Raw genomic sequence first — 19,176 nt, forward strand, 5'->3', positions numbered from 1 at the left:
GAAAAAGCGCACCGGGTCACGATCCGGTGCGCTTTTCTTTTTCCAAAAGCGCATTACGCGCCAGATCCATGAAGGTGCGGATCACTTTGACATCGCGCCGTTGCACCAGATGCACAAGTGCTTCGCTCATCGTGATATCGACATCGCTGAGCGGGATCCGTTTCAACCGGTCGTCATGGCCATATTCTGCCTGAGACACAAACCCGATCCCTGCGCCCGAGGCCACGACCTCGCGCACGGCCTCGCGGCCCTCTGCTACGATGGCAGGCCGCAGAGTCAGGCCCTGCTTCCTGGCCGCGTCTTCCAGCTTCTGTCGCGTTTTTGACCCGACCTCTCTGAAGATCAACGGCATCTCCGTCAGGTCTTTCAGTGTCAGGGGTTTCTTATTCGATAGGGCCATTTTGCGTGCTGCAAAGGCGGTGATTTCAGTTTCACCAAGGGTCAAAGCTTCCATATCCTTGCCCGGAGACAGGCTGCCCACGATCCCAATCTCGGCGTTATACGCCCTGAGATCGTCAAGGATGTCTTCGGTGTTGCCGGTGCGCAGCGTCACCGTGACATTGGGGTAATGCGCTCGAAATTTGCCAAGAAAATCAGTGATGTGGTGGGCGCTGTCAGCGATGATACGCAGCTCGCCTTCAACAGCGGCACTGGTCGAGGACATGTATTCCTCGATCTGCTGCTCAATCTCGAAATATTGTTTGGTGAACCTGAACAGGTGCTCGCCTTCTTCGGTCAACCGGATGCGTTTGCGCTCGCGATGAAACAGCAGCGTATCGTGGTGTTGCTCTAGCTTTCTGACCTGTTCGGAAATGGCCGGTTGGGTCAAAAGCAAGGCTTCCGCAGCGCGCGAAAAACCACCCAGAAGGGCAACGTGGTGAAAAGCTTTCAGCTGACTGTGGCGCATGCTTCAGGTCCGTTTTTCAAGCATAAGCACAGCCTATGTTTTGATTGTTAATTGCAATTTCACATATGGATAAGCTTCCTGCAATGGTGTTCTTGAAAGACACTTTCGGAGATGAAGAATGAAGGCTCCTGATCTGCAAATCGAACCGCCACGTCTGGGCGAACCCTACCTTCTGACACCCGGTCCGCTGACCACGTCTTATGCCGTCAAAGAGGCGATGTTGCGCGACTGGGGAAGCTGGGACGATGACTTCCGCGCCATGACCAGCGATATGCGCGCGCGCCTGTTGGTGTTGCTGGGCGAAGGCTCTGATGACTTCGATTGCGTGCCGATGCAGGGCAGCGGATCGTTCTCGGTCGAGGCCATGTTGGCGTCCTTCATTCCGCGTGACGGTAAGGCGCTGGTGCTGGCAAACGGTGCTTATGGGATGCGGTCTGCGCAGACGTTGGAGTATCTTGGGCGCGAGCATATCGTGCTGAACAAGGGCGACTATCTTCCGCCGCGTGGGGACGAGGTCGCGCAGATCCTGGCCGATGACCCCGCGATCACCCATGTCGTCGCCATTCACTGCGAAACCAGTTCTGGTATTCTGAACCCAGTCGAGGAAATCTCGGAAGCAACATACGCTGCCGGACGGAAGCTGCTGGTCGACTCGATGTCCGCCTTTGGGGCGATCGAATTGAAGGTCGCGGATATCCGATACGAGGCGATGGTGTCCTCTGCCAACAAATGCATCGAAGGTGTGCCGGGCTTTGGCTTCATCATTGCCCGTAAATCCGAGCTGGAAGCCGCCAAAGGTAATAGCCATTCGCTGAGCCTGGATGTCCACGCGCAATGGGCGCATATGAACAAGACCGGCCAATGGCGGTTCACTCCGCCCACCCATGTCGTTGCAGCATTTCTTGAAGCTCTGCGCGGCCACGAGGCCGAGGGCGGCGTTGCCGGTCGTGGCGGGCGTTACACGCGCAACCGCGACGTGATGGTCGACGGCATGCGCGAACTTGGGTTCGAAACCCTGCTGAAAGATCGCTGGCTGTCGCCCATCATCGTGACCTTCTTCTGCCCGGCGGATGAAAACTTCGTCTTTGACCACTTCTATGAGCTTATGAAAGACAAGGGGTTTATCATCTATCCGGGCAAACTAACGGTTGTCGACAGTTTCCGCGTCGGCTGCATCGGTCAGATGGATGAAAACGTCATGCGGCAGGTTGTGACTGCCGCGAAGGAATCGTTGGACGAGATGGGCGTAGAAAGCGCGGCACCTCCTGCAATTGCACTTGAAGAACGCGCCAAGCTGGCTGCCTGAATACGAAGGAAAGACTTAATGACCATTCAATCCCCCGTCGTTGCAAACGGGCGTGCCTATCCTGCTCCGAAAACCTGTGCGATTGCGATTTGCCTTGATGGCTGCGAACCGGAATATCTGGACAAGGCGATTGCCGATGGCTTGATGCCGACCCTGAAACGTATGCGCGAAACCGGCACCGACCGGCTGGCGCATTCGGTCATTCCGTCCTTCACCAATCCCAACAACTTGTCTATTGCCACCGGGCGTCCGCCGGTCGTGCACGGGATTTGCGGCAACTATCTTTACGAGCCGGAAACCGGCGAAGAAGTGATGATGAACGACGTGCGCTTCTTGCGCGCGCCGACGATCTTTTCGCAGTTCTACGAGGCGGGCGCACGGGTTGCGATTGTGACGGCGAAGGACAAACTACGCGCTTTGCTGGGAGCTGGTCTGAAGTTCGACGAGGATCGCGCGAAATGCTTCTCGGCCGAGAAGTCTGACACCTCCACCCAAGCCGAACATGGTCAGGACGCGGCCAGCACATGGCTGGGTATGGCCCAGCCAGAGGTCTATTCCGCCGAACTTTCCGAGTTTGTGTTTGCCGCCGGCGTGAAGCTTCTGCGCGAATGGAAGCCGGACGTGATGTATCTGACCACCACGGATTATGTGCAACACAAATATGCCCCCGATCAGGCCGAGGCCAAGGCGTTTTACGAGATGTTCGACAAATACCTAACCGAACTTGACGCGATGGGTGCGGCCATCGTCGTGACCGCTGATCATGGCATGAAACCCAAGCACCACGCCGATGGTTCGCCCTCGGTCGTGTATGTGCAGGACCTGCTGGATGGTTGGCTGGGTGAAGCCGCCGCGCGTCTGATCCTGCCGATCACCGACCCCTATGTTGTGCACCACGGCGCTCTTGGCTCTTTTGCCACCGCCTATCTGCCTGATGGCGCGGACCATAATGACATCATGGCCAAGCTGCGCGCAACCAACGGGATCACCGATGTGCTGACCAAGGCCGAAGCGGTTGCGCGCTTTGAACTGCCCGGCGACCGGATTGGCGACGTGGTATTGGTGTCAGGTGAAAACATCTGCATTGGCACGTCTGAGCACCGCCACGATCTGGCGGCGTTGAACGAACCCTTGCGCAGCCACGGTGGTCTGACCGAGCAAGAGGTGCCGTTCATCTGCAACCGCGTTCTGCCCCTGCCGGAACGTCCCGTCTTGCGGAACTTTGACGCGTTCTTCTATGCCACCGAAGCTGCGGCGCTTTGATATGAAGGATGACGTGATGAGCAAAGACGATATTCGACACGAAGGGATGCGCATAGGGGGCGAGATCGTGTTCACCGACGATGTCGTCCCGGTGAAGTATCCATATACCGATGAGGTGATCGGAACGGTCCCCGCAGGCCAAGCCGAACACGCGCGTAAGGCATTCGAGATTGCCGCGAACTACAAATCGAAATTGTCACGCTATGAACGGTCGCAAATCCTGCAGCGGGCAGGCGAATTGATCGGCGAGCGGCGTGAATTTCTGGCCAAATGGCTGACGTTGGAGCTTGGCATCTGCCACCAGCACGCCATTTACGAGACCAAGCGCGCGCAGGATGTGTATCAATTTGCCGCCCAGCAGGCGATGAATGATGACGGCGAGATTTTCTCGTGCGACCTGACCCATAACGGCAAAGAACGCAAGATTTTCACCAAGCGCGAACCAGTGAAAGCGATCAGTGCGATCACACCGTTCAACCATCCGCTCAACATGGTCAGCCACAAGATTGCCCCGTCGATTGCGACCAACAACTGCATGGTGTGCAAGCCGACCGAACTGACGCCCCTGACCGCGATTGCGCTGGCCGATATCCTCTATGAGGCGGGACTGCCGCCCGAGATGTTTCAGGTCGTCACCGGCTGGCCGCAGGACATCGGGGAAGAGATGATCGTCAATGAAAATATCGACATCATTACCTTCACGGGTGGTGTGCCGGTGGGCAAGATGATCGCCGAAAAGGCGGCCTACAAACGGCAGGCGCTGGAGCTTGGCGGCAACGATCCGTTGATCGTCTGCAACGATCTGAACGACGCCGATCTGGACAAGGCTGCGACCATCGCGGTGGCGGGGGCCACAGGAAATTCCGGGCAACGCTGCACAGCCATCAAACGTATTCTTGTGCAGGAAAGCGTCGCCGACAGGTTTGTTCCGCTGGTGCTGGCTAAGGCCAAGGCAATCAAGTTCGGCGATCCACAAGACCCCAAAACGGAACTGGGCTGCGTGATCCATGCGCAGGCCGCAGAGCTTTTCGAAAAACGTGTGTTCATGGCCGAAAAAGACGGCGCGAAAATTCTGTATCACCCCGGACGCGACGGCGCGCTTCTGCCACCCATCGTGGTGGACCACGTGCCCCATGACAGCGAATTGGTGATGGAGGAAACCTTCGGCCCAATCATCCCGATCGTGCGTGTGCCGGATGATGATGACGAGGTTATGGCGATCTCGAACTCGACCCAATTCGGGCTGTCATCGGGTGTTTGCACCAACGATCTGCACCGCGCGATTGCCTATATCAACGGTTTGGATGTCGGCACTTGCAACATCTGGGAACAGCCCGGCTACCGTATCGAAATGTCGCCTTTTGGCGGGATCAAGGACAGCGGCAACGCCGTTAAGGAAGGCGTGATCGAGGCGATGAAGTTCTTTACCAACGTGAAAACCTATTCGCTGCCCTGGCCAAACTAGGGGTCGCGGCTCATATTTCCTCCCTGACTGTGAGGCTCAGATATCTGAGCCTCACCTTTTTCAATTGAGGCACCATGACCAAGAAAATCGTTCACACCGAAGGCGAATCCAACACGTCAGACGCCCGGCAGTCTTGGTTGAAGAAATCCATCGGCCCGAACTCTGCTCCGCTTCTAAAACGCGACGCCAAGGCGTTCATGCACCAAAGCCTCTCCAGCCCGTGTGTCAGCACCATTGCCAAGGCGGACGGTATCTGGATCGAGGATGCAGATGGTCGCAAGTTCATGGATTTTCATGGAAATTCTGTGCACCATATCGGCTATGGTCACCCCAAACTGATTGCTGCGATTAAGGCGCAACTGGATGATCTGCCCTTTGCCCCGCGCCGCTTCACCAACGATCCGGCGGTCGAATTGGCTGAAAAGCTGGCCGCGATTGCGCCCAGCGATCTGGGCAAGGTTCTGTTCACCACCGGCGGTTCAGACGCCAATGAGGTGGCGTTGAAAATCGCCCGCGCAGCGACGGGGCGGTTCAAGACCATCTCGTTCTGGGATGCGTTTCATGGGGCAGGTATGGGGGCGGCCAGCGTGGGGGGCGAGGCGACGTTCCGCAGCCACATCGCGGGGCCGCTTCTGTCGGGCACTGAGCACGTCGCACCCTTCGCCTGCTACCGCTGCCCATACAATCACGAAAGCCCTGACACCTGCGGATTGGCCTGCGCCAAGATGGTCCAGTATGTGTTGGAACGCGAAGGCGATGTGGCGGCGGTGATCGCTGAACCCATGCGTGCGGTGCCGTATGTTCCGCCCCCCGGTTTCTGGAAATCTGTGCGCGAGGCGTGCAACCGCCACGGCGCGCTGCTGATCATGGATGAAATCCCGACCGGGCTGGGCAAGACGGGCAAAATGTTCGCGTTTGAACATGACGAGATCATCCCCGACATCGTCACCATGGGCAAAGCGCTGGGTGGTGGCATTCTTCCGATTGCCGCTTGCGTGGCCCGGCGCGAACTGGACGTCTGCGGTGATTTCGCCATCGGGCATTACACGCACGAGAAGAACCCGGTTACATCCCGCGCCGCCCTGACCACCATCGAGATCATTGAGGAAGAAGGATTGGTCGCCCGATCTGCTGAGCTTGGCACCCACGCGATGCAGGTGCTTCAGGATCGTTTGCAAGATGTCCCGATTGTCGGGGACATTCGTGGTCGCGGCCTGATGTTCGGCGTCGAAATCGTCGAGGATCGGACCTTGAAAACCCCCGGCAACGCGCGGGCTGAACGGATCTATTACGCCTGTCTGGACGCCGGTCTGAGCTTCAAGATCAGCCAAGGCTGCGTGTTGACCCTGTCGCCGCCCCTGACCATCGCGCGTGACGATTTGGACCGCGCGCTGGATATCGTGGTGACGGCCATCAAAGACGCGGCATGACCGCTCAGGTCGCCTTGATTGTCCTCTCGGCGGCCTTCCTGCATGCGCTGTGGAATGCGCTGGTGAAAGGGGCAGGGGACAGGGTGATCATGTTGGGCATGATTGCCTTGGGGCATGTGGCCTTTGCCCTGACCTTCATTGGGTTCGTGCCCTTCCCGGACCCGTCGGCATGGCCCTTTATGGTCGCGTCCATTGCGATCCACTGGCTGTATTTCTACTTCCTGAACGTCGCCTATCGTCTGGGCGATCTGAGCTTCATCTATCCCGTGGCGCGTGGCTTTGCCCCGGTTCTTGTCGCCTTGGGCGCGCAGTTCTGGGTGGGCGAAACGCTTCCGCTTCAAGCATGGATTGGCATCTTCAGCGTCTCGGCGGGGATCATGTTTCTGGCCCAAGGCGCGTTTGGAGCCACCATGTCCAGAAACGCACTGCTGGCCGCCTTGGCGATCGGTGCCACGGTCGTGGCCTATACGCTGGTCGACGGGTTCGGAGTGCGAACCTCCGGCCACGCGTTGGGCTATATCGGCTGGCTGTTCCTGTCGAAAATCCTGATCGTCCTGTTCCTGTTTCCAAGCCGGATGGACCGGCTGCGCGCACAACCGCCCAGAACTTTGCTGATCGGGTTCATGGGGGGCGTCGTGTCTGGCACAGCCTATGCGCTGGTGCTTTATGCCAAGACCATCGCGCCGCTGGGCATCGTGTCCGCGCTGCGCGAAACGTCGGTGATCTTTGCCGCCCTGATCGGGGTGCTCTGGTTCGGCGAAGGGCCAAGGGCACGGCGGCTTTTGTCGGCTGCGGCTGTCGGGGCTGGGATCATCTGCATCGGGCTGGTGCGGTAGCCCGCGCCCTAATCGGCAAAAACCACGCCCTTGGTTTGAGCGCGCAGACGGGGGTCATGGGATTTGATCAGCACATCGCGCCCTTCCAATACCTCAAGACAGCGGGCGAGTGTTTCTTCCTCCAACCGCTGCATCGCGTCCTCGGTATAGAAGGTCAGATGCGGTGACAGGATCACGTTCGGGTGGTCAAACAACTCACTCATGGGATGGCCTGATCTGGCCAGGGGTTCTTGGCTGAACACGTCCAGCCCCGCCCCTGCGATCCAGCGCTCGCGGATCGCTTGGACAAGGGCAGCCTCGTCCACAATCGCGCCACGCGACACGTTGATCAGGAAGGCCGAGGGCTTCATCGCGCGAAGTTCCTCTGCGCCGATCATACCGCGGGTATCGTCGTTCAAAACCGCATGGATGGTCACGAAATCGCTCTGCGTCAACAGGTCATGCAGGTTGTCGATCTTTGTCACACCCAGTTCGGCCATATCCTCAGCCGAGGTATGTGGGCTGTAGGCAATAACATTCGCGCGGAACCCAAGCCCGGCCATGCGCGCCATGCTGCGCCCGATCTTGCCCAACCCGACAACGCCGACCGTCTTGCCCGCGATGTCAGAGCCTAACCAAATGGGTTCCGGCCACGCCCATCCCTTGGCGGTCATATGCGTGTTCAGCGCGCACAGTTTCTTAGCCAGCGCGATCAATAGGGCAAAGGCGCCTTCCGCCACAGTGTCTTCTGCGTATTCAGGAATATTGACGACAGGCACGCGGTGTTCAATTGCTGCAGGTATGTCGATCGCGTCGATCCCCACGCCATATTTGACGATCCCTTTCAGATGAACCGCGCCTTCGATGATCCGGCGCGTGATCGGGGTGTAGCACATCAACAAAAGATCGGCGTCGCGGGTAGCACTTGCCACGGCGGGTTCAGATGCTCCATCCGGCAAAAGCACCAGATCATGGCCCGCATCCCTTAGCTTCTGGTCCAGAAGTGGTGTTTGCAGATTGCTGTCTGTTCTGACGATCTTCATCGCGGGCCCCTTGTCCTATCGCCAAGATCATACCGCGCAGCGACCTCTGTTGTGCAAATTCAATTTGCTGATGAGGTAATAGGTTTAGGCCATCAGTTTGGTCGGTCAGGCTTTGTCTGGTCCGCAGAGCTTCCTCGCTTATCAAACCCACACCCGCCGCCCTTGAGGACAAAGACGGCGGGGATGGTTTGTGCATTCAGTGAACCGCGTGCCAACGCCGCACTTCATCCCGTCATTGAGCCGCATCCTCGACCAGCTCGATCCGCGTCAGCCGGTGACCGGGCTGGAGCGCGCAGACCAGCGTATAGGTGCTGCCCTGAGATAAGTCGGACGGGAAATCCACGCGATGCGCAGTGCCCCCACTTGGAAAGTTCTGCTGGGCACTATTGGGAACGGGCTGTGCCGGGTTCAAAAGAAAATGCCCTGATGCAACCGAGTCTCCTGACACATTAACGACGTGAAAACGACACCCTGATGGACTGGTGCAGGCCCCGTTCAGACACTGGTCGAACGTTCCCTGTGCCGTAACATACTTGAAGTTTGCGCCATGATGTTCACGTGCGAGCGGACAGATGACGCGCAATCGCTTCGTGCTGCTTTTGTTCACAATAAAGCCGAATTGGGAAATCCCCAACGCATTGTCGCCGGCAAAGTCTTCATTGGCGGCTTGTCCTGTCCACCGATTGCAAATGCTACCTGGATAGGATTTTCCGTCGGCGGCCTGGACTGCACCGGCTGAAAGGCAGGCGAGCGACAAAACCAAGGCTTTCGCCAGACGCTTCTCGATGTGGTTTCCGAAAGAGTAGAAAAAAGTTCTGAAATCAACCATAATAAGAACTCCTGCTGTTTGCGCGATGTGTAAAATCTGGGTTCTAGCAACCCGGCAAACAAAGGGATTGTAAATTTCGGCCATGCAGCAGAACGACCAAGGCTCTGTCTATCGCCCTTTGCCGGTTTCCGCCGGGCTGCGGCCCTTCGTCAGGCGTTTCATGGTGGCAGATTGCGAGGACGAGCTGGATGTGAGGGTTCGCCCCGTGCCGACAGGTTATTGCTATCTTGGCTGGATTATGGATGGCCGGGTCAGTGCCGACATTGACGGTGTTCGGACCGAGTTTGGCGACAGAGTTGCGCATATCTCAGGGCAGATTCATTGCCAGGACATCGAAGTGCGCTATCAGGGTCGCCTGATGCATGTCCTTGTCGAAATGACCGCGACCGGGCTGTTTGCGCTGCTGGGGCAGCCCGCTGGCAGCTATTCTGGCAAGACAGTCGATTTGGGCGAGGAGGCGCTGAATTGGGTGCTTGGCGGTGCGCAGGCCGATAGGTTCGTGCGACCTGACCTGCAATCTACTCTGAGGCGGATCGAAGACTATCTTTCAGCCCGGACTGAAGCGCCGTTTTTCGTGCCGACCTATATCACTCAGGCTACAGAAATGATTGAAGCGGACCCAGACGGGATGATGGCAGGCGAGGTTGCCGCGCAGCTTGGCGTTTCGGCAAGACATTTGTCGCGCGGGTTCAAGAAATATATCGGCGTTCCACCTAACTATTTCCGGCGGATCATGCAAATTCAGCGGGCGATTGCCTTGGTGACGACGGGTGATGAAAGCACACTGACCCAGATTTGTCTGGATTGCGGGTTCTATGATCAGGCGCATTTCATTCACGCGTTCAACCGCTTTTTCCTGACCAGTCCCAAAGCCTTTTTCGACAGCCCGGACCCGACATTGCTTTCGTTCTTGTCAAAACAGGACCTTGGCGGCGGGCGCCCGTGACGCACCTCACGGTTTGCCCTTTGGGTCGGCTAAAGCTGAACCGCAACCAAGCCTACGAAGTCGCCTGTTTTAATCAGGCCCGGAACATGACGCGCCACAAGGATGCCGTCGCGGCTGGCCAGACATGCTGTGGGGTGGTCGCCGGTCCGATCGCTGGACCACACGCGGGCGATCGGCTGGTCCTGCGCAACCGTGTCGCCCAATTCGATGAGGTATTCGACCATGCCAGACACCTGGGAAAAAACGAAGCAGCGATCATCGGGCATGTCCAGCTGGATTGTGGCCTCGACCACGGGTGTGCCGGACAGAATGTCAGCATGGATCAACAGGTTGCGGATGCCTTTGCGCGCGATCGAGACGCTTTGCGCAGTAGCCGTGCCTGCGCCGCCCAATTCGGTGGTGACGAAGACTTTGCCCTGCCGCTCGACCTCGGTGTCGAACATGCCGACACTGTCGATCTCAAGCATCCGCACACTGTAGGGGGCGTTGAAGGCCTGCATCGCCGCCATGCACGCTGCCTCTTGCGTCTTGTCGTCAAGGATATGCGCCGCTGCGAAAGGTAGAAAATCCAACGTCCGTCCGCCCGAATGAAAGTCGAGCACAAGATCCGCCATAGGGACAAGTTCGGTTGCGATGAAATGACAGATCTTCTGGGTAACGGTGCCGTCCGGCGTGCCGGGAAAGCTGCGGTTCATGTTGCGGCCATCAACGGGCGAACAACGCAACCCTGCGGCAAAGGCAGGCATGTTCATCATCGGCAAGATGATCACGCGGCCCCGGATATCTTCTGGCCGCAAGGAAACGGCCAGATCTTGCAACGCGATCGGTCCCTCGTATTCGTCGCCATGATTGGCACCCGTCAACAAGGCGGTTGGCCCGTCACCATTCGCAATGACGGTGATCGGCACCATCACTGACCCCCAAGCGCTGTCATCGCGGCTGTGTGGCAACCGCAGGAATCCGTGGAGAACGCCTTGTGCATCAAGCGGGATTGTCGGCGTGATCGGAGATTTGCTCATGGCTTCACCCAAAGTTCGCGTGGCGTGGTGCACAGGCATTCAGGGCCCGTTTCGGTGATCAAAATCGGCTCGGTGATTTCCAGCCCGCCATCGTCCAGCCAGAGGGCAGGCATGAAATGGAAGGTCATGCCAGGTTCCAGCACGGTCGTGTCCCCGCGCCGGAACGAGATTGTCCGCTCGCCCCAATCCGGTGGATAGCTGATGCCGATCGCGTATCCGCAACGGCTGTCTTTTTCGAAACCCGCCTTGTTTAATGTTGCGTTGAAAGCGTTCGCGATATCCTGCGCCTGATTGCCGGGCTTTGCCTGCGCCAGACCAGCGTCGATTGCGTCCAATACGGCGGCTTCAGCGTCGCGGTATTTTTGCGGCACCTCGCCCAGAAACAGCGTGCGCGACTGCGGGCATTGATAGCGCCGATGCGCGCCGGCGATTTCAAAGAAGGTCGCTTCGCCCAGTTCCAGCGGGCGGTCGTCCCATGTCAGATGCGGCGCCGTGGCATCAAGACCTGAAGGCGCCATCGGCACAATCGCCGGGTAATCGCCCCAAAAGCCATGCGCGCCGCGTATGCCGGTGGCATAGATCTCGGCGATCAGGTCGTTCTTTCGCATCCCCGGTTCGGCAAGCTCCAGAATACGGTCGTGCATCGCCTCGACGATATTGGCTGCACGGCGCATATATTCAATCTCGCGTTCAGATTTGACAGCGCGTTGCCAGTTCACAAGGCCAGTGGCGTCGCTGAAGGTGGCCTTCGGCAAGCCACTTACAAGCGCAGCATGTGCGGCGGCGGAATAGTAGTAGTTGTCCATCTCGACACCAATCTGCACGGCACCTAAGCCAAGGTCGCAAAGAAGCGTCGCGAGATCTGTCATCGGGTGCTTTTCGGGGTTCTGCACGAAGGTGTCGTCATAACCGCGGATTGTGTCGTCGCCTTCCATGAACACCGTCCTGCGTGCGCCTTGGGCGTCCATTTCCCGACCCCACCAGACCGGGTCGCCAGAGTGTGTCAGGATCACGCCCTGAAAGACGTAAAACGACCACCCGTCGTAGCCAGTCAACCAAGACATGTTCGATGGGTCGGACACAAAGATCGCGTCCAGCCCCTGCGCCGACATGGCGGCCCGCGTCTTGCTGATACGACGCTGGTATTCTTCTGTCGTGAAGTTCTTTTCAAATGTGGTCACGTCACAACCCCTGTGTTCCCAAGCACCGCCCAAGCGGATGAATTGCCGTCGTAACCGTCACTTGTTTCATAGCAATTGACAAGCCGCCACGCACGGCGGACATGATGGGAAGATGAAAACACACCGACTTGATAAGACCGACCTTTCGCTTCTGTCGATCCTTGCCCGTGACGGACGGCTCAGCAAAAGCGAGCTGGCCCGACGTGTTGGTCTGGGCGCGACATCGTGTTGGGAGCGGATGCAACGTCTGGAGCAAGCCGGTGTGATCGCAGGCTACCGGGCTGAGGTTTCGCTGCGCGCCCTCGGGCCGGCTGTGACCGTGTTTGTCACGATCGAACTTGGCGAACACCGGGCCGAAAACTTCGACCGGTTTGAGCGCGAGATTGCCCGTCATGATGAGATCACCGGCTGCTGGGCGCTGGGAGGAGGCTTCGACTATCTGATGCAAGTGGTCACGCGTGATATCGAAAGCTATCAGGCGCTGATGGATACAGTGCTGGAGCAGCGCGCTGGCGTGGCCCGTTACTTCAGCTATATCGTCACGAAATCGGTCAAGGACGCGCCACCACCATTCGATCTGCTTTCACAGTCCTGACTGATCTTTCCGAAAATTTTTCGGCCATTGACTATGAATCTCTGAAAACCTTTCGCCATTCACGAATGTAGCCTGCGTGGGCAGGCACAAGACGGTGCAATCAGAAAAAGGTTCCGGCAATGAACTCTCCCCTCACCAATGATCAGCTGACACAGTGGGATCACGATCACTTTTTCCACCCCTCGACACATCTGGGTCAGTTTGCCCGCCGCGAGATGGGCAACCGGATCATCACAGGGGCCGATGGCGTTCATATCACGGATCGCGAGGGGCGCAGCTCGTTGGATGCGTTTGCCGGGCTGTATTGCGTGAATGTCGGCTATGGCCGCAGTGAAATTGCCGATGCCATCGCCGAACAGGCGCACGAGCTGGCCTATTATCACTCCTATGTCGGTCATGGAACCGAGGCCTCGATCACCCTGTCGCGTATGGTGGCAGAACGCGCGCCCGAGGGATTGAACCACGTCTACTACGGGCTTAGCGGATCGGATGCGAATGAAACCAACGTCAAGCTGGTTTGGTATTACAACAACATCCTTGGACGGCCCGAGAAGAAGAAGATCATCTCGCGTTGGCGCGGCTATCACGGGTCGGGGCTGGTGACGGGGTCGTTGACGGGGCTTGAGCTGTTTCACAAGAAGTTCGATCTGCCTTTGTCACAGGTGATCCACACCGACGCGCCCTATTATTTCCGACGTGAAGATCGCTCGATGAGCGAACAGGCATTCTCGGCCCATTGCGCGCAGGAACTTGACGCGTTGATCGAACGCGAAGGGGCTGACACCATCGCCGCCTTTATCGGCGAACCGGTTCTGGGCACCGGTGGCATCGTGCCGCCGCCCGCAGGGTATTGGGAGGCGATCCAGAAGGTGCTGACCAAGCACGATATCTTGCTGATCGCAGACGAGGTTGTCACCGGGTTCGGGCGCCTAGGCTCGATGATGGGGTCGGACCACTACGGGCTGAAGCCGGATCTGATCACCATCGCAAAAGGGCTGACATCTGCCTATGCGCCCTTGTCGGGGTCAATCGTTTCGGACCGGATGTGGAAGGTTCTGGAACAAGGCACCGATGAAAACGGCCCGATCGGGCACGGCTGGACGTATTCCGCGCACCCGATTGGGGCGGCAGCGGGGGTGGCGAATTTGCGGCTTCTGGACAAGCTCGACCTTGTCAGCAACGCAGGCGAGGTTGGGCAGTATCTGAACGCAGCGATGGCTGAAGCGTTGGGCGACCACGCCCATGTCGGCGACATACGCGGCGAAGGCATGTTGTGCGCGGTCGAGCTGGTCAAAGATCGCGACGATCACGTGTTTTTTGACCCCGCCGACAAGGTCGCTCCTCGGATTGTGGCTGCAATGCTGGATCGTGGGGTGATCGCGCGGGCCATGCCGCAGGGCGATATCATCGGCTTTGCACCACCGTTTTCCCTGACCCGCGAACAGGCAGATGAAGTTGTCGCGGTGACCAGATCATCAGTCGCAGAGGTGTTGGAGTAAGACTGCTCCGGCGTGGCCCATGCGGTCACGAGCGCTGCGGATCAGCTACGTTTGGCAATGTGGTGATCTGGTCGGGCTGAGAGGATTCGAACCTCCGACCCCCTGCTCCCGAAGCAGGTGCGCTACCAGGCTGCGCTACAGCCCGACCGTGACGCGCGGGATAGCGGCAAGCGGGGCAAGAGGCAAGACCCTAAATGCCTTTCCTACAGGGTCAGAACCATTTTGGTGGCGCTGTCAAAACCTAAAAGCGGGCGCAGTGGCCCGGTCGTCTCGACCCCCGTCGCGACGAAGCCCAATCGTTCATAGAGCGCGCGGGCACGTGGGTTGGTGTCGATCACGTCAAGCGTCACTTTGGTCAGACCCTTGTCGCGGGCGTGGGTGAAAAGCGCATCGAACAGCGCACTGCCAACGCCCATCCCGCGCGCCGATTTTGCAACGCAGATGCCATCCATCTGAAGGGTATCTTTCGGGGCGCTTCGTTCCAGCATCGCAAGCGGCAGTAGCCGCCAGATTGCACCCAGGCCGTAATGCCTGAACAACGCCGAAACACCTGCATCGCAGAACCCTTTACCAGATGCTTGATGGGCTGCGATGCCCAGCAGTTGCCCGTCCGGCCCTGTGGCGGCGATCACGGCCTTTGGATTGACCGTTGCGGCGAAAAACCGTTGCCCCCGTTCATCTGGGCCAAGCAGTTTTCCCAGCTTGCCACTGAAGGCTTCCCAATAAAGCGCGGCGGCTTGGTCTTCAAAGCCCGCGGGCAATTCGGAATGAAGGGTCAAATCTCGCATCGTCACTAAATAGGAACGATTGGCGCAAAAGAAAACCGGCCGACGCAGGTGCATCGACCGGTTCTGCCAATTTGAAGGTAAGTCAGAGGCTGGCGTTTAGCGCCGCGATAACCGCATCACCCATTTCCGAGGTCGTCACCGGCGTCACACCCGCGTCATTCAGCAAGTCGCCAGTGCGCACGCCGTCTGCCAGCACCTTTTCCACCGCCGCTTCCACGCGGTCGGCTTCTGCGCCCATATCGAAGCTATAGCGCAGCGCCATGGCGAAGCTGAGGATGCAGGCGCAGGGGTTGGCTTTGCCTTCGCCCGCAATGTCCGGGGCCGATCCGTGCACGGGTTCATACATCGCTTTCGGGCGGCCATTGGCCATCGGTGCGCCCAACGACGCGGACGGCAACATGCCCAGAGATCCGGTCAGCATCGCGGCACAATCCGACAGGATGTCGCCAAACAGGTTGTCGGTATAGATCACGTCGAACTGCTTGGGTGCGCGGACCAGCTGCATCGCGCCATTGTCGGCATACATGTGCGACAGTTCGACCTCGGGATATTCTTTGCCCACACGGGTCACGACTTCACGCCACAGAATGCCTGATTCCATCACGTTGGCTTTTTCCATCGAACACAGCCGTTTGTTGCGCTTCATCGCCAGTTCAAAGGCTGAGCGCGCGCCGCGTTCGATCTCGCTTTCGGTGTAGCGCTGCGTGTTGATGCCAACCCGCTCGCCGTTCTCTTCGAAAATGCCGCGCGGCTCGCCGAAATAGACGCCCGAGGTCAGCTCGCGCACGATCATGATATCAAGACCCGCCACGATGTCTTTTTTCAGCGACGAGAAATCGGCCAGCGCGTCAAAGCACTGCGCGGGGCGCAAGTTTGAATACAGGTCCATCTCCTTGCGCAGACGCAGCAAGCCGCGTTCAGGCTTTACCGAGAAATCCAGATCGTCATATTGCGGACCGCCGACCGCGCCCAGAAGGACCGCGTCGACCTCTTGTGCTTTCGCCATGGTCGCATCCGCCAACGGCACACCGTGCTTGTCATAAGCTGCCCCGCCCACAAGATCCTCGCTTACGTCAAAGGTCACGCCACGTTTGTCGCCGATCCAGTCGATGATCTTGCGCACCTCGGCCATCACTTCGGGGCCAATGCCGTCACCGGGCAGGATAAGGAGGGAGGGGTTGGTCATGGGTCTGTCCTTGCTCTGGAATGCGTCGCGGATCGGCCTAGCCTGTCAGGGGCGTAGCGTCAAGAAACGAGGGCTTAGAAGCGCAGATCGACCCAGACCAGCCGGTGACGCGATGCGGTTTGTGCAGTTGCATGCATCGGGTCTTCGGGGGCGGGCCAAAAGACACCGCTGTCGGTAACGGCCAGCCCGCGCGAGGGCAGGACATAACTGACGCGCAAATTGCCGGGCTTTGGTTCGGGCCAATCGACCGTATCCAGTGCCGGGTCCCCTATCTGGTCACCCACGCCTTCGGCGCGGCCGCCGTCGCTTTTCGGAGCGGGATCTTGCAGGCGGGGGTCGGACAGAAGGGATATTATGGCTGTGCGCCGGCCGTCACCGTCTTGCGGGTCAAGATTGGCATCCCCGACAATGACAAACGGATCTGATGGCGGCTTTTCGGTCAGTGCGCCATCAAGATAGCGCTGCCAGAATGCAATCTCATCATGGTTACGCCGCCCGTTGCGGTCTTCATCCCCGTCAAAGACCGGCGTGTTGGCGTGAAACGTCAGAATGTGAAGCGGCGCGCGGTCGGGCACAATCACTGGCACGTCCCAATGCGCGACGCTGCTCAGCCGCTGGGCCGCGAACGCCTTTGGTGTGGGAAAGGGAGCGCCGTTCCGCATCGGGGGAATGGCACCGGGAAAGTCCTTCCACAGAAGGGCTGAAAAGTCGCGCGTGTTGCCCAAGGGATGGCGGGACAGGATTGCCATGCCACCTTGTCCGGTAAATCGGCCATATCCCTGCGCGTCACGTGCTTCGCCGGTTCTGCCGTTACCGTCCATGTCCAAACCCGTTGCCAGCCCTGCATTCGGGCGCGCAGAAAACGCGTAACCCATGGGATGGTTGCGATCAGCCAGTGCAGCCTGGAAGGCCTGCAGGGCGTGGCCTTCCAGGTCAAAGTCAAAGCCTTGCAGTGCCAACACATCCGGTTGCACATGCGCGATCACATCCAGTACGGCGGCGACCTGCTTGTCCTTGCCGGACATGATGTCGCGCAGCAGCACACCCGGCCCCTTGCGCGTCAAGTCGGTGTTGTAGCTGGCGACCCGCAGATCTTGTGCGGCAAGAGGACCGGACAGAGAAATCGCGACAAGCGCAAAGGTGCTTGCCGCGATCCACTTCAAAAGGGGGCTAAGGGATATTTCCGCGCCGCTCAGGCGGGCATCAGGCCGCTGCCTTGCGCCCGGCGCTTGTTGCGTTTGCGTTCGCTGCTGATCATGAGCGCGACACGAAGCATTGCGATACCGCGCATGAACAGGCTGGCGGGAAGAAAGGCCCATGCGGCTACCGTCCAGATCATAGTTTGATGATTAGCTACCGACATCGACCCGAACAGCGAAACTGCGGCCGAGATCAAAAGCGGCGTTGCGAAAGGCAGCAAGAACCCCAGGGCGATGTTGAATCGTGCGTCACGGACCAGTCGGCGCACGACGTCGCCTCCGGTCGTTGGGTCAAAGGTGGGTAGGTTGACCCAGACGTTGAACGCGCCAGCAGATTTCGACGGCCATTCCGTGAAGCGCAGAGCAATCAGGAAGACAGCCATGGACAAGAGCGAGATCAGATAGCTCATGCCAGCAGCGGCGCGCAACAGAACCATGTCGCTGAAGGAGGCGTTCTCGGGCAGCATTGAAACCACGAACCGCACAGGGCTGTAGGGAAAGTCGATGGCTTGGCCGATCAGCATCCCGACCGAAGTCAGAAATTGCGTCGCGGTCGAGTTGTCAGTCTGACCGCGAACGATGACCGACAAGCAGAACACTGTTGCAAAAAGTGCGGCAAAGCGAATGCGGTTGAAGGGCGGCGCATCGCGAAATTCGACAAGACCCGGATAGGTCGAGGCGTATTCAAAGATCGTAAGCGCTGCGGCGAAGATTGCGACGATGGCAACGATCTGGCCGGATTCCTGACTGACGCCAGGCACCAGAATTGACGGAGTCGCAATCAAGATGATCATCAGGAACGCGCGCGCTATCGCGCCAATCATACGGCTAACCACTACCTTCATCCCTTCCACCAATGCAGATGTGTTGTCGAAGCACATCCTTGGCTGTTTGCTGTCTCGTCATCGTGGACGGACCGCTTATTCTTTTGCGTCATACTGCGCATCATCATACCCCCACTTCAAGTTGCAGCCTAAAATGGCCGGTAAAATGTGTTGCTTTTAAGGGGAAACTGGTGCGACTTTGCACCAAATTGTGCAAAAAATGGGGCCGCCTTCTCAGGCAGCCCCATTTTTATTTTTTCTTTAGAAGTGCTTAGACCCAGGGGCGGGTGGCCCCAACTGTGTCCTCATAGGCTTTAATTGAGCCCTCTTTTTCCAGCGTGAGGCCGATATCATCAAGGCCATTCAGCAGGCAATGCTTCTTGAATGCATCAACTTCAAAGGGAATCGCCTCTCCGTCCGAGGTGGTGATGACCTGTGATTCGAGGTCAACCGTCATCCGCGCATTGGCGCCTTTCTCAGCATCGGCCATCAGTGTGTCGACTTGTTCCTGCGGCAAGACGATCGGCAGAATGCCGTTCTTGAAGCAGTTGCTAAAGAAGATGTCCGCGAAGCTGGTCGAGATCACGCACTTGATACCGAAGTCAGCGATCGCCCACGGGGCGTGTTCACGCGACGACCCGCAGCCGAAATTATCGCCGGCGACCAAGATCTGGGCGTCGCGATATTGCGGCTTGTTCAGGACGAAATCCGCGATCTCGTTTCCTTTGCGATCATAACGCATTTCGTCGAACAGGTTCACACCCAGACCCGACCGCTTGATGGTCTTCAGAAAGACCTTCGGGATGATCATGTCAGTGTCGATGTTGACCAACGGCATGGGGGCCGCGATGCCGTGGAGTTTTTCAAACTTTTCCATAGTG

18 protein-coding genes and 1 tRNA gene are annotated in these 19,176 nt (G+C 58.4%); 8 read left to right on the forward strand and 11 right to left on the reverse strand.

The window, feature by feature from the left end; genetic code table 11:
* Nucleotides 1-16: 16 nt before the first annotated feature.
* Nucleotides 17-907, reverse strand: a complete 891-nt coding sequence (locus Q0864_RS07105; protein ID WP_298567258.1) for a LysR substrate-binding domain-containing protein — start codon at nucleotides 905-907, stop codon at nucleotides 17-19.
* 118 nt (nucleotides 908-1,025) lie between these two features.
* On the opposite strand from Q0864_RS07105, the gene Q0864_RS07110 reads away from it, so the two are divergent.
* The 5 genes from Q0864_RS07110 to Q0864_RS07130 all read left to right on the forward strand — a co-directional run bounded on the left by Q0864_RS07110 (nucleotide 1,026) and on the right by Q0864_RS07130 (nucleotide 7,207).
* A complete protein-coding gene (locus tag Q0864_RS07110) occupies nucleotides 1,026-2,213 on the forward strand; it encodes a 2-aminoethylphosphonate--pyruvate transaminase (RefSeq protein ID WP_298567261.1) in 1,188 nt (395 codons plus the stop codon).
* A gap of 18 nt (nucleotides 2,214-2,231) precedes the next feature.
* Nucleotides 2,232-3,476 carry a phosphonoacetate hydrolase gene (phnA, locus tag Q0864_RS07115; RefSeq protein WP_298567264.1) on the forward strand — a complete coding sequence of 415 codons (1,245 nt, stop codon included), beginning with the start codon at nucleotides 2,232-2,234 and terminating at the stop codon, nucleotides 3,474-3,476.
* Between the two features lie 16 nt (nucleotides 3,477-3,492).
* A complete protein-coding gene (phnY, locus tag Q0864_RS07120; RefSeq protein ID WP_298567267.1) occupies nucleotides 3,493-4,941 on the forward strand; it encodes a phosphonoacetaldehyde dehydrogenase in 1,449 nt (482 codons plus the stop codon).
* A 74-nt stretch (nucleotides 4,942-5,015) separates the two neighbouring features.
* Entirely contained in the window at nucleotides 5,016-6,371 is a 1,356-nt protein-coding gene (locus Q0864_RS07125; RefSeq protein ID WP_298567269.1) for an aspartate aminotransferase family protein, read from the forward strand.
* Complete coding sequence (locus Q0864_RS07130) at nucleotides 6,368-7,207, forward strand: DMT family transporter (protein WP_298567271.1); 840 nt, start codon at nucleotides 6,368-6,370, stop codon at nucleotides 7,205-7,207. Before Q0864_RS07125 ends, Q0864_RS07130 begins: the two co-directional genes overlap by 4 nt.
* An 8-nt stretch (nucleotides 7,208-7,215) precedes the next feature.
* Here Q0864_RS07130 and Q0864_RS07135 read toward each other — a convergent pair whose 3' ends face one another.
* Nucleotides 7,216-8,229 (reverse strand): C-terminal binding protein, encoded by a 1,014-nt coding sequence (locus Q0864_RS07135; RefSeq protein ID WP_298567274.1) that lies wholly within the window; start codon nucleotides 8,227-8,229, stop codon nucleotides 7,216-7,218.
* 232 nt (nucleotides 8,230-8,461) lie between these two features.
* A complete protein-coding gene (locus tag Q0864_RS07140) occupies nucleotides 8,462-9,058 on the reverse strand; it encodes a hypothetical protein (RefSeq protein WP_298567277.1) in 597 nt (198 codons plus the stop codon).
* 82 nt (nucleotides 9,059-9,140) lie between these two features.
* Here Q0864_RS07140 and Q0864_RS07145 point away from each other — a divergent pair, with 82 nt between their 5' ends.
* Nucleotides 9,141-10,004 (forward strand): helix-turn-helix domain-containing protein, encoded by an 864-nt coding sequence (locus Q0864_RS07145; protein WP_298567280.1) that lies wholly within the window; start codon nucleotides 9,141-9,143, stop codon nucleotides 10,002-10,004.
* Between the two features lie 29 nt (nucleotides 10,005-10,033).
* On the opposite strand, the gene doeB is transcribed toward Q0864_RS07145, so the two are convergent.
* Both doeB and doeA read right to left on the reverse strand, forming a co-directional pair.
* Nucleotides 10,034-11,023 carry a N(2)-acetyl-L-2,4-diaminobutanoate deacetylase DoeB gene (doeB, locus tag Q0864_RS07150; protein WP_298567283.1) on the reverse strand — a complete coding sequence of 330 codons (990 nt, stop codon included), beginning with the start codon at nucleotides 11,021-11,023 and terminating at the stop codon, nucleotides 10,034-10,036.
* Nucleotides 11,020-12,204, reverse strand: a complete 1,185-nt coding sequence (gene doeA / locus Q0864_RS07155; protein WP_298567286.1) for an ectoine hydrolase DoeA — start codon at nucleotides 12,202-12,204, stop codon at nucleotides 11,020-11,022. Before doeA ends, doeB begins: the two co-directional genes overlap by 4 nt.
* Nucleotides 12,205-12,316: 112 nt before the next feature.
* Between doeA and Q0864_RS07160 the strand changes: the two genes are divergently transcribed.
* Complete coding sequence (locus Q0864_RS07160; protein ID WP_298567289.1) at nucleotides 12,317-12,799, forward strand: Lrp/AsnC family transcriptional regulator; 483 nt, start codon at nucleotides 12,317-12,319, stop codon at nucleotides 12,797-12,799.
* A gap of 119 nt (nucleotides 12,800-12,918) precedes the next feature.
* A complete protein-coding gene (locus Q0864_RS07165) occupies nucleotides 12,919-14,298 on the forward strand; it encodes an aspartate aminotransferase family protein (protein WP_298567292.1) in 1,380 nt (459 codons plus the stop codon).
* 68 nt (nucleotides 14,299-14,366) lie between these two features.
* On the opposite strand, the gene Q0864_RS07170 is transcribed toward Q0864_RS07165, so the two are convergent.
* The 6 genes from Q0864_RS07170 to leuD form a co-directional block, all read right to left on the reverse strand.
* Nucleotides 14,367-14,443, reverse strand: a tRNA-Pro gene (locus tag Q0864_RS07170).
* A gap of 58 nt (nucleotides 14,444-14,501) precedes the next feature.
* Complete coding sequence (locus Q0864_RS07175) at nucleotides 14,502-15,077, reverse strand: GNAT family N-acetyltransferase (RefSeq protein ID WP_298567295.1); 576 nt, start codon at nucleotides 15,075-15,077, stop codon at nucleotides 14,502-14,504.
* Nucleotides 15,078-15,168: 91 nt separating this feature from the next.
* Nucleotides 15,169-16,272: a 3-isopropylmalate dehydrogenase gene (leuB, locus tag Q0864_RS07180; protein ID WP_298567297.1), complete on the reverse strand. Its 1,104-nt coding sequence runs from the start codon at nucleotides 16,270-16,272 to the stop codon at nucleotides 15,169-15,171.
* Nucleotides 16,273-16,346: 74 nt separating this feature from the next.
* Nucleotides 16,347-17,435, reverse strand: a complete 1,089-nt coding sequence (locus tag Q0864_RS07185; RefSeq protein ID WP_298567299.1) for an endonuclease/exonuclease/phosphatase family protein — start codon at nucleotides 17,433-17,435, stop codon at nucleotides 16,347-16,349.
* 29 nt (nucleotides 17,436-17,464) lie between these two features.
* Nucleotides 17,465-18,316 (reverse strand): hypothetical protein, encoded by an 852-nt coding sequence (locus Q0864_RS07190; protein WP_363317607.1) that lies wholly within the window; start codon nucleotides 18,314-18,316, stop codon nucleotides 17,465-17,467.
* Nucleotides 18,317-18,566: 250 nt separating this feature from the next.
* The gene (gene leuD, locus Q0864_RS07195; RefSeq protein WP_298567304.1) at nucleotides 18,567-19,172 is read right to left on the reverse strand and encodes a 3-isopropylmalate dehydratase small subunit; all 606 of its coding nucleotides are present in this window, start codon (nucleotides 19,170-19,172) and stop codon (nucleotides 18,567-18,569) included.
* Nucleotides 19,173-19,176: the final 4 nt, after the last annotated feature.

Origin of the sequence: uncultured Aliiroseovarius sp., assembly GCF_947497285.1 — a bacterium.
Taxonomy (GTDB): Bacteria; Pseudomonadota; Alphaproteobacteria; order Rhodobacterales; family Rhodobacteraceae; genus Aliiroseovarius.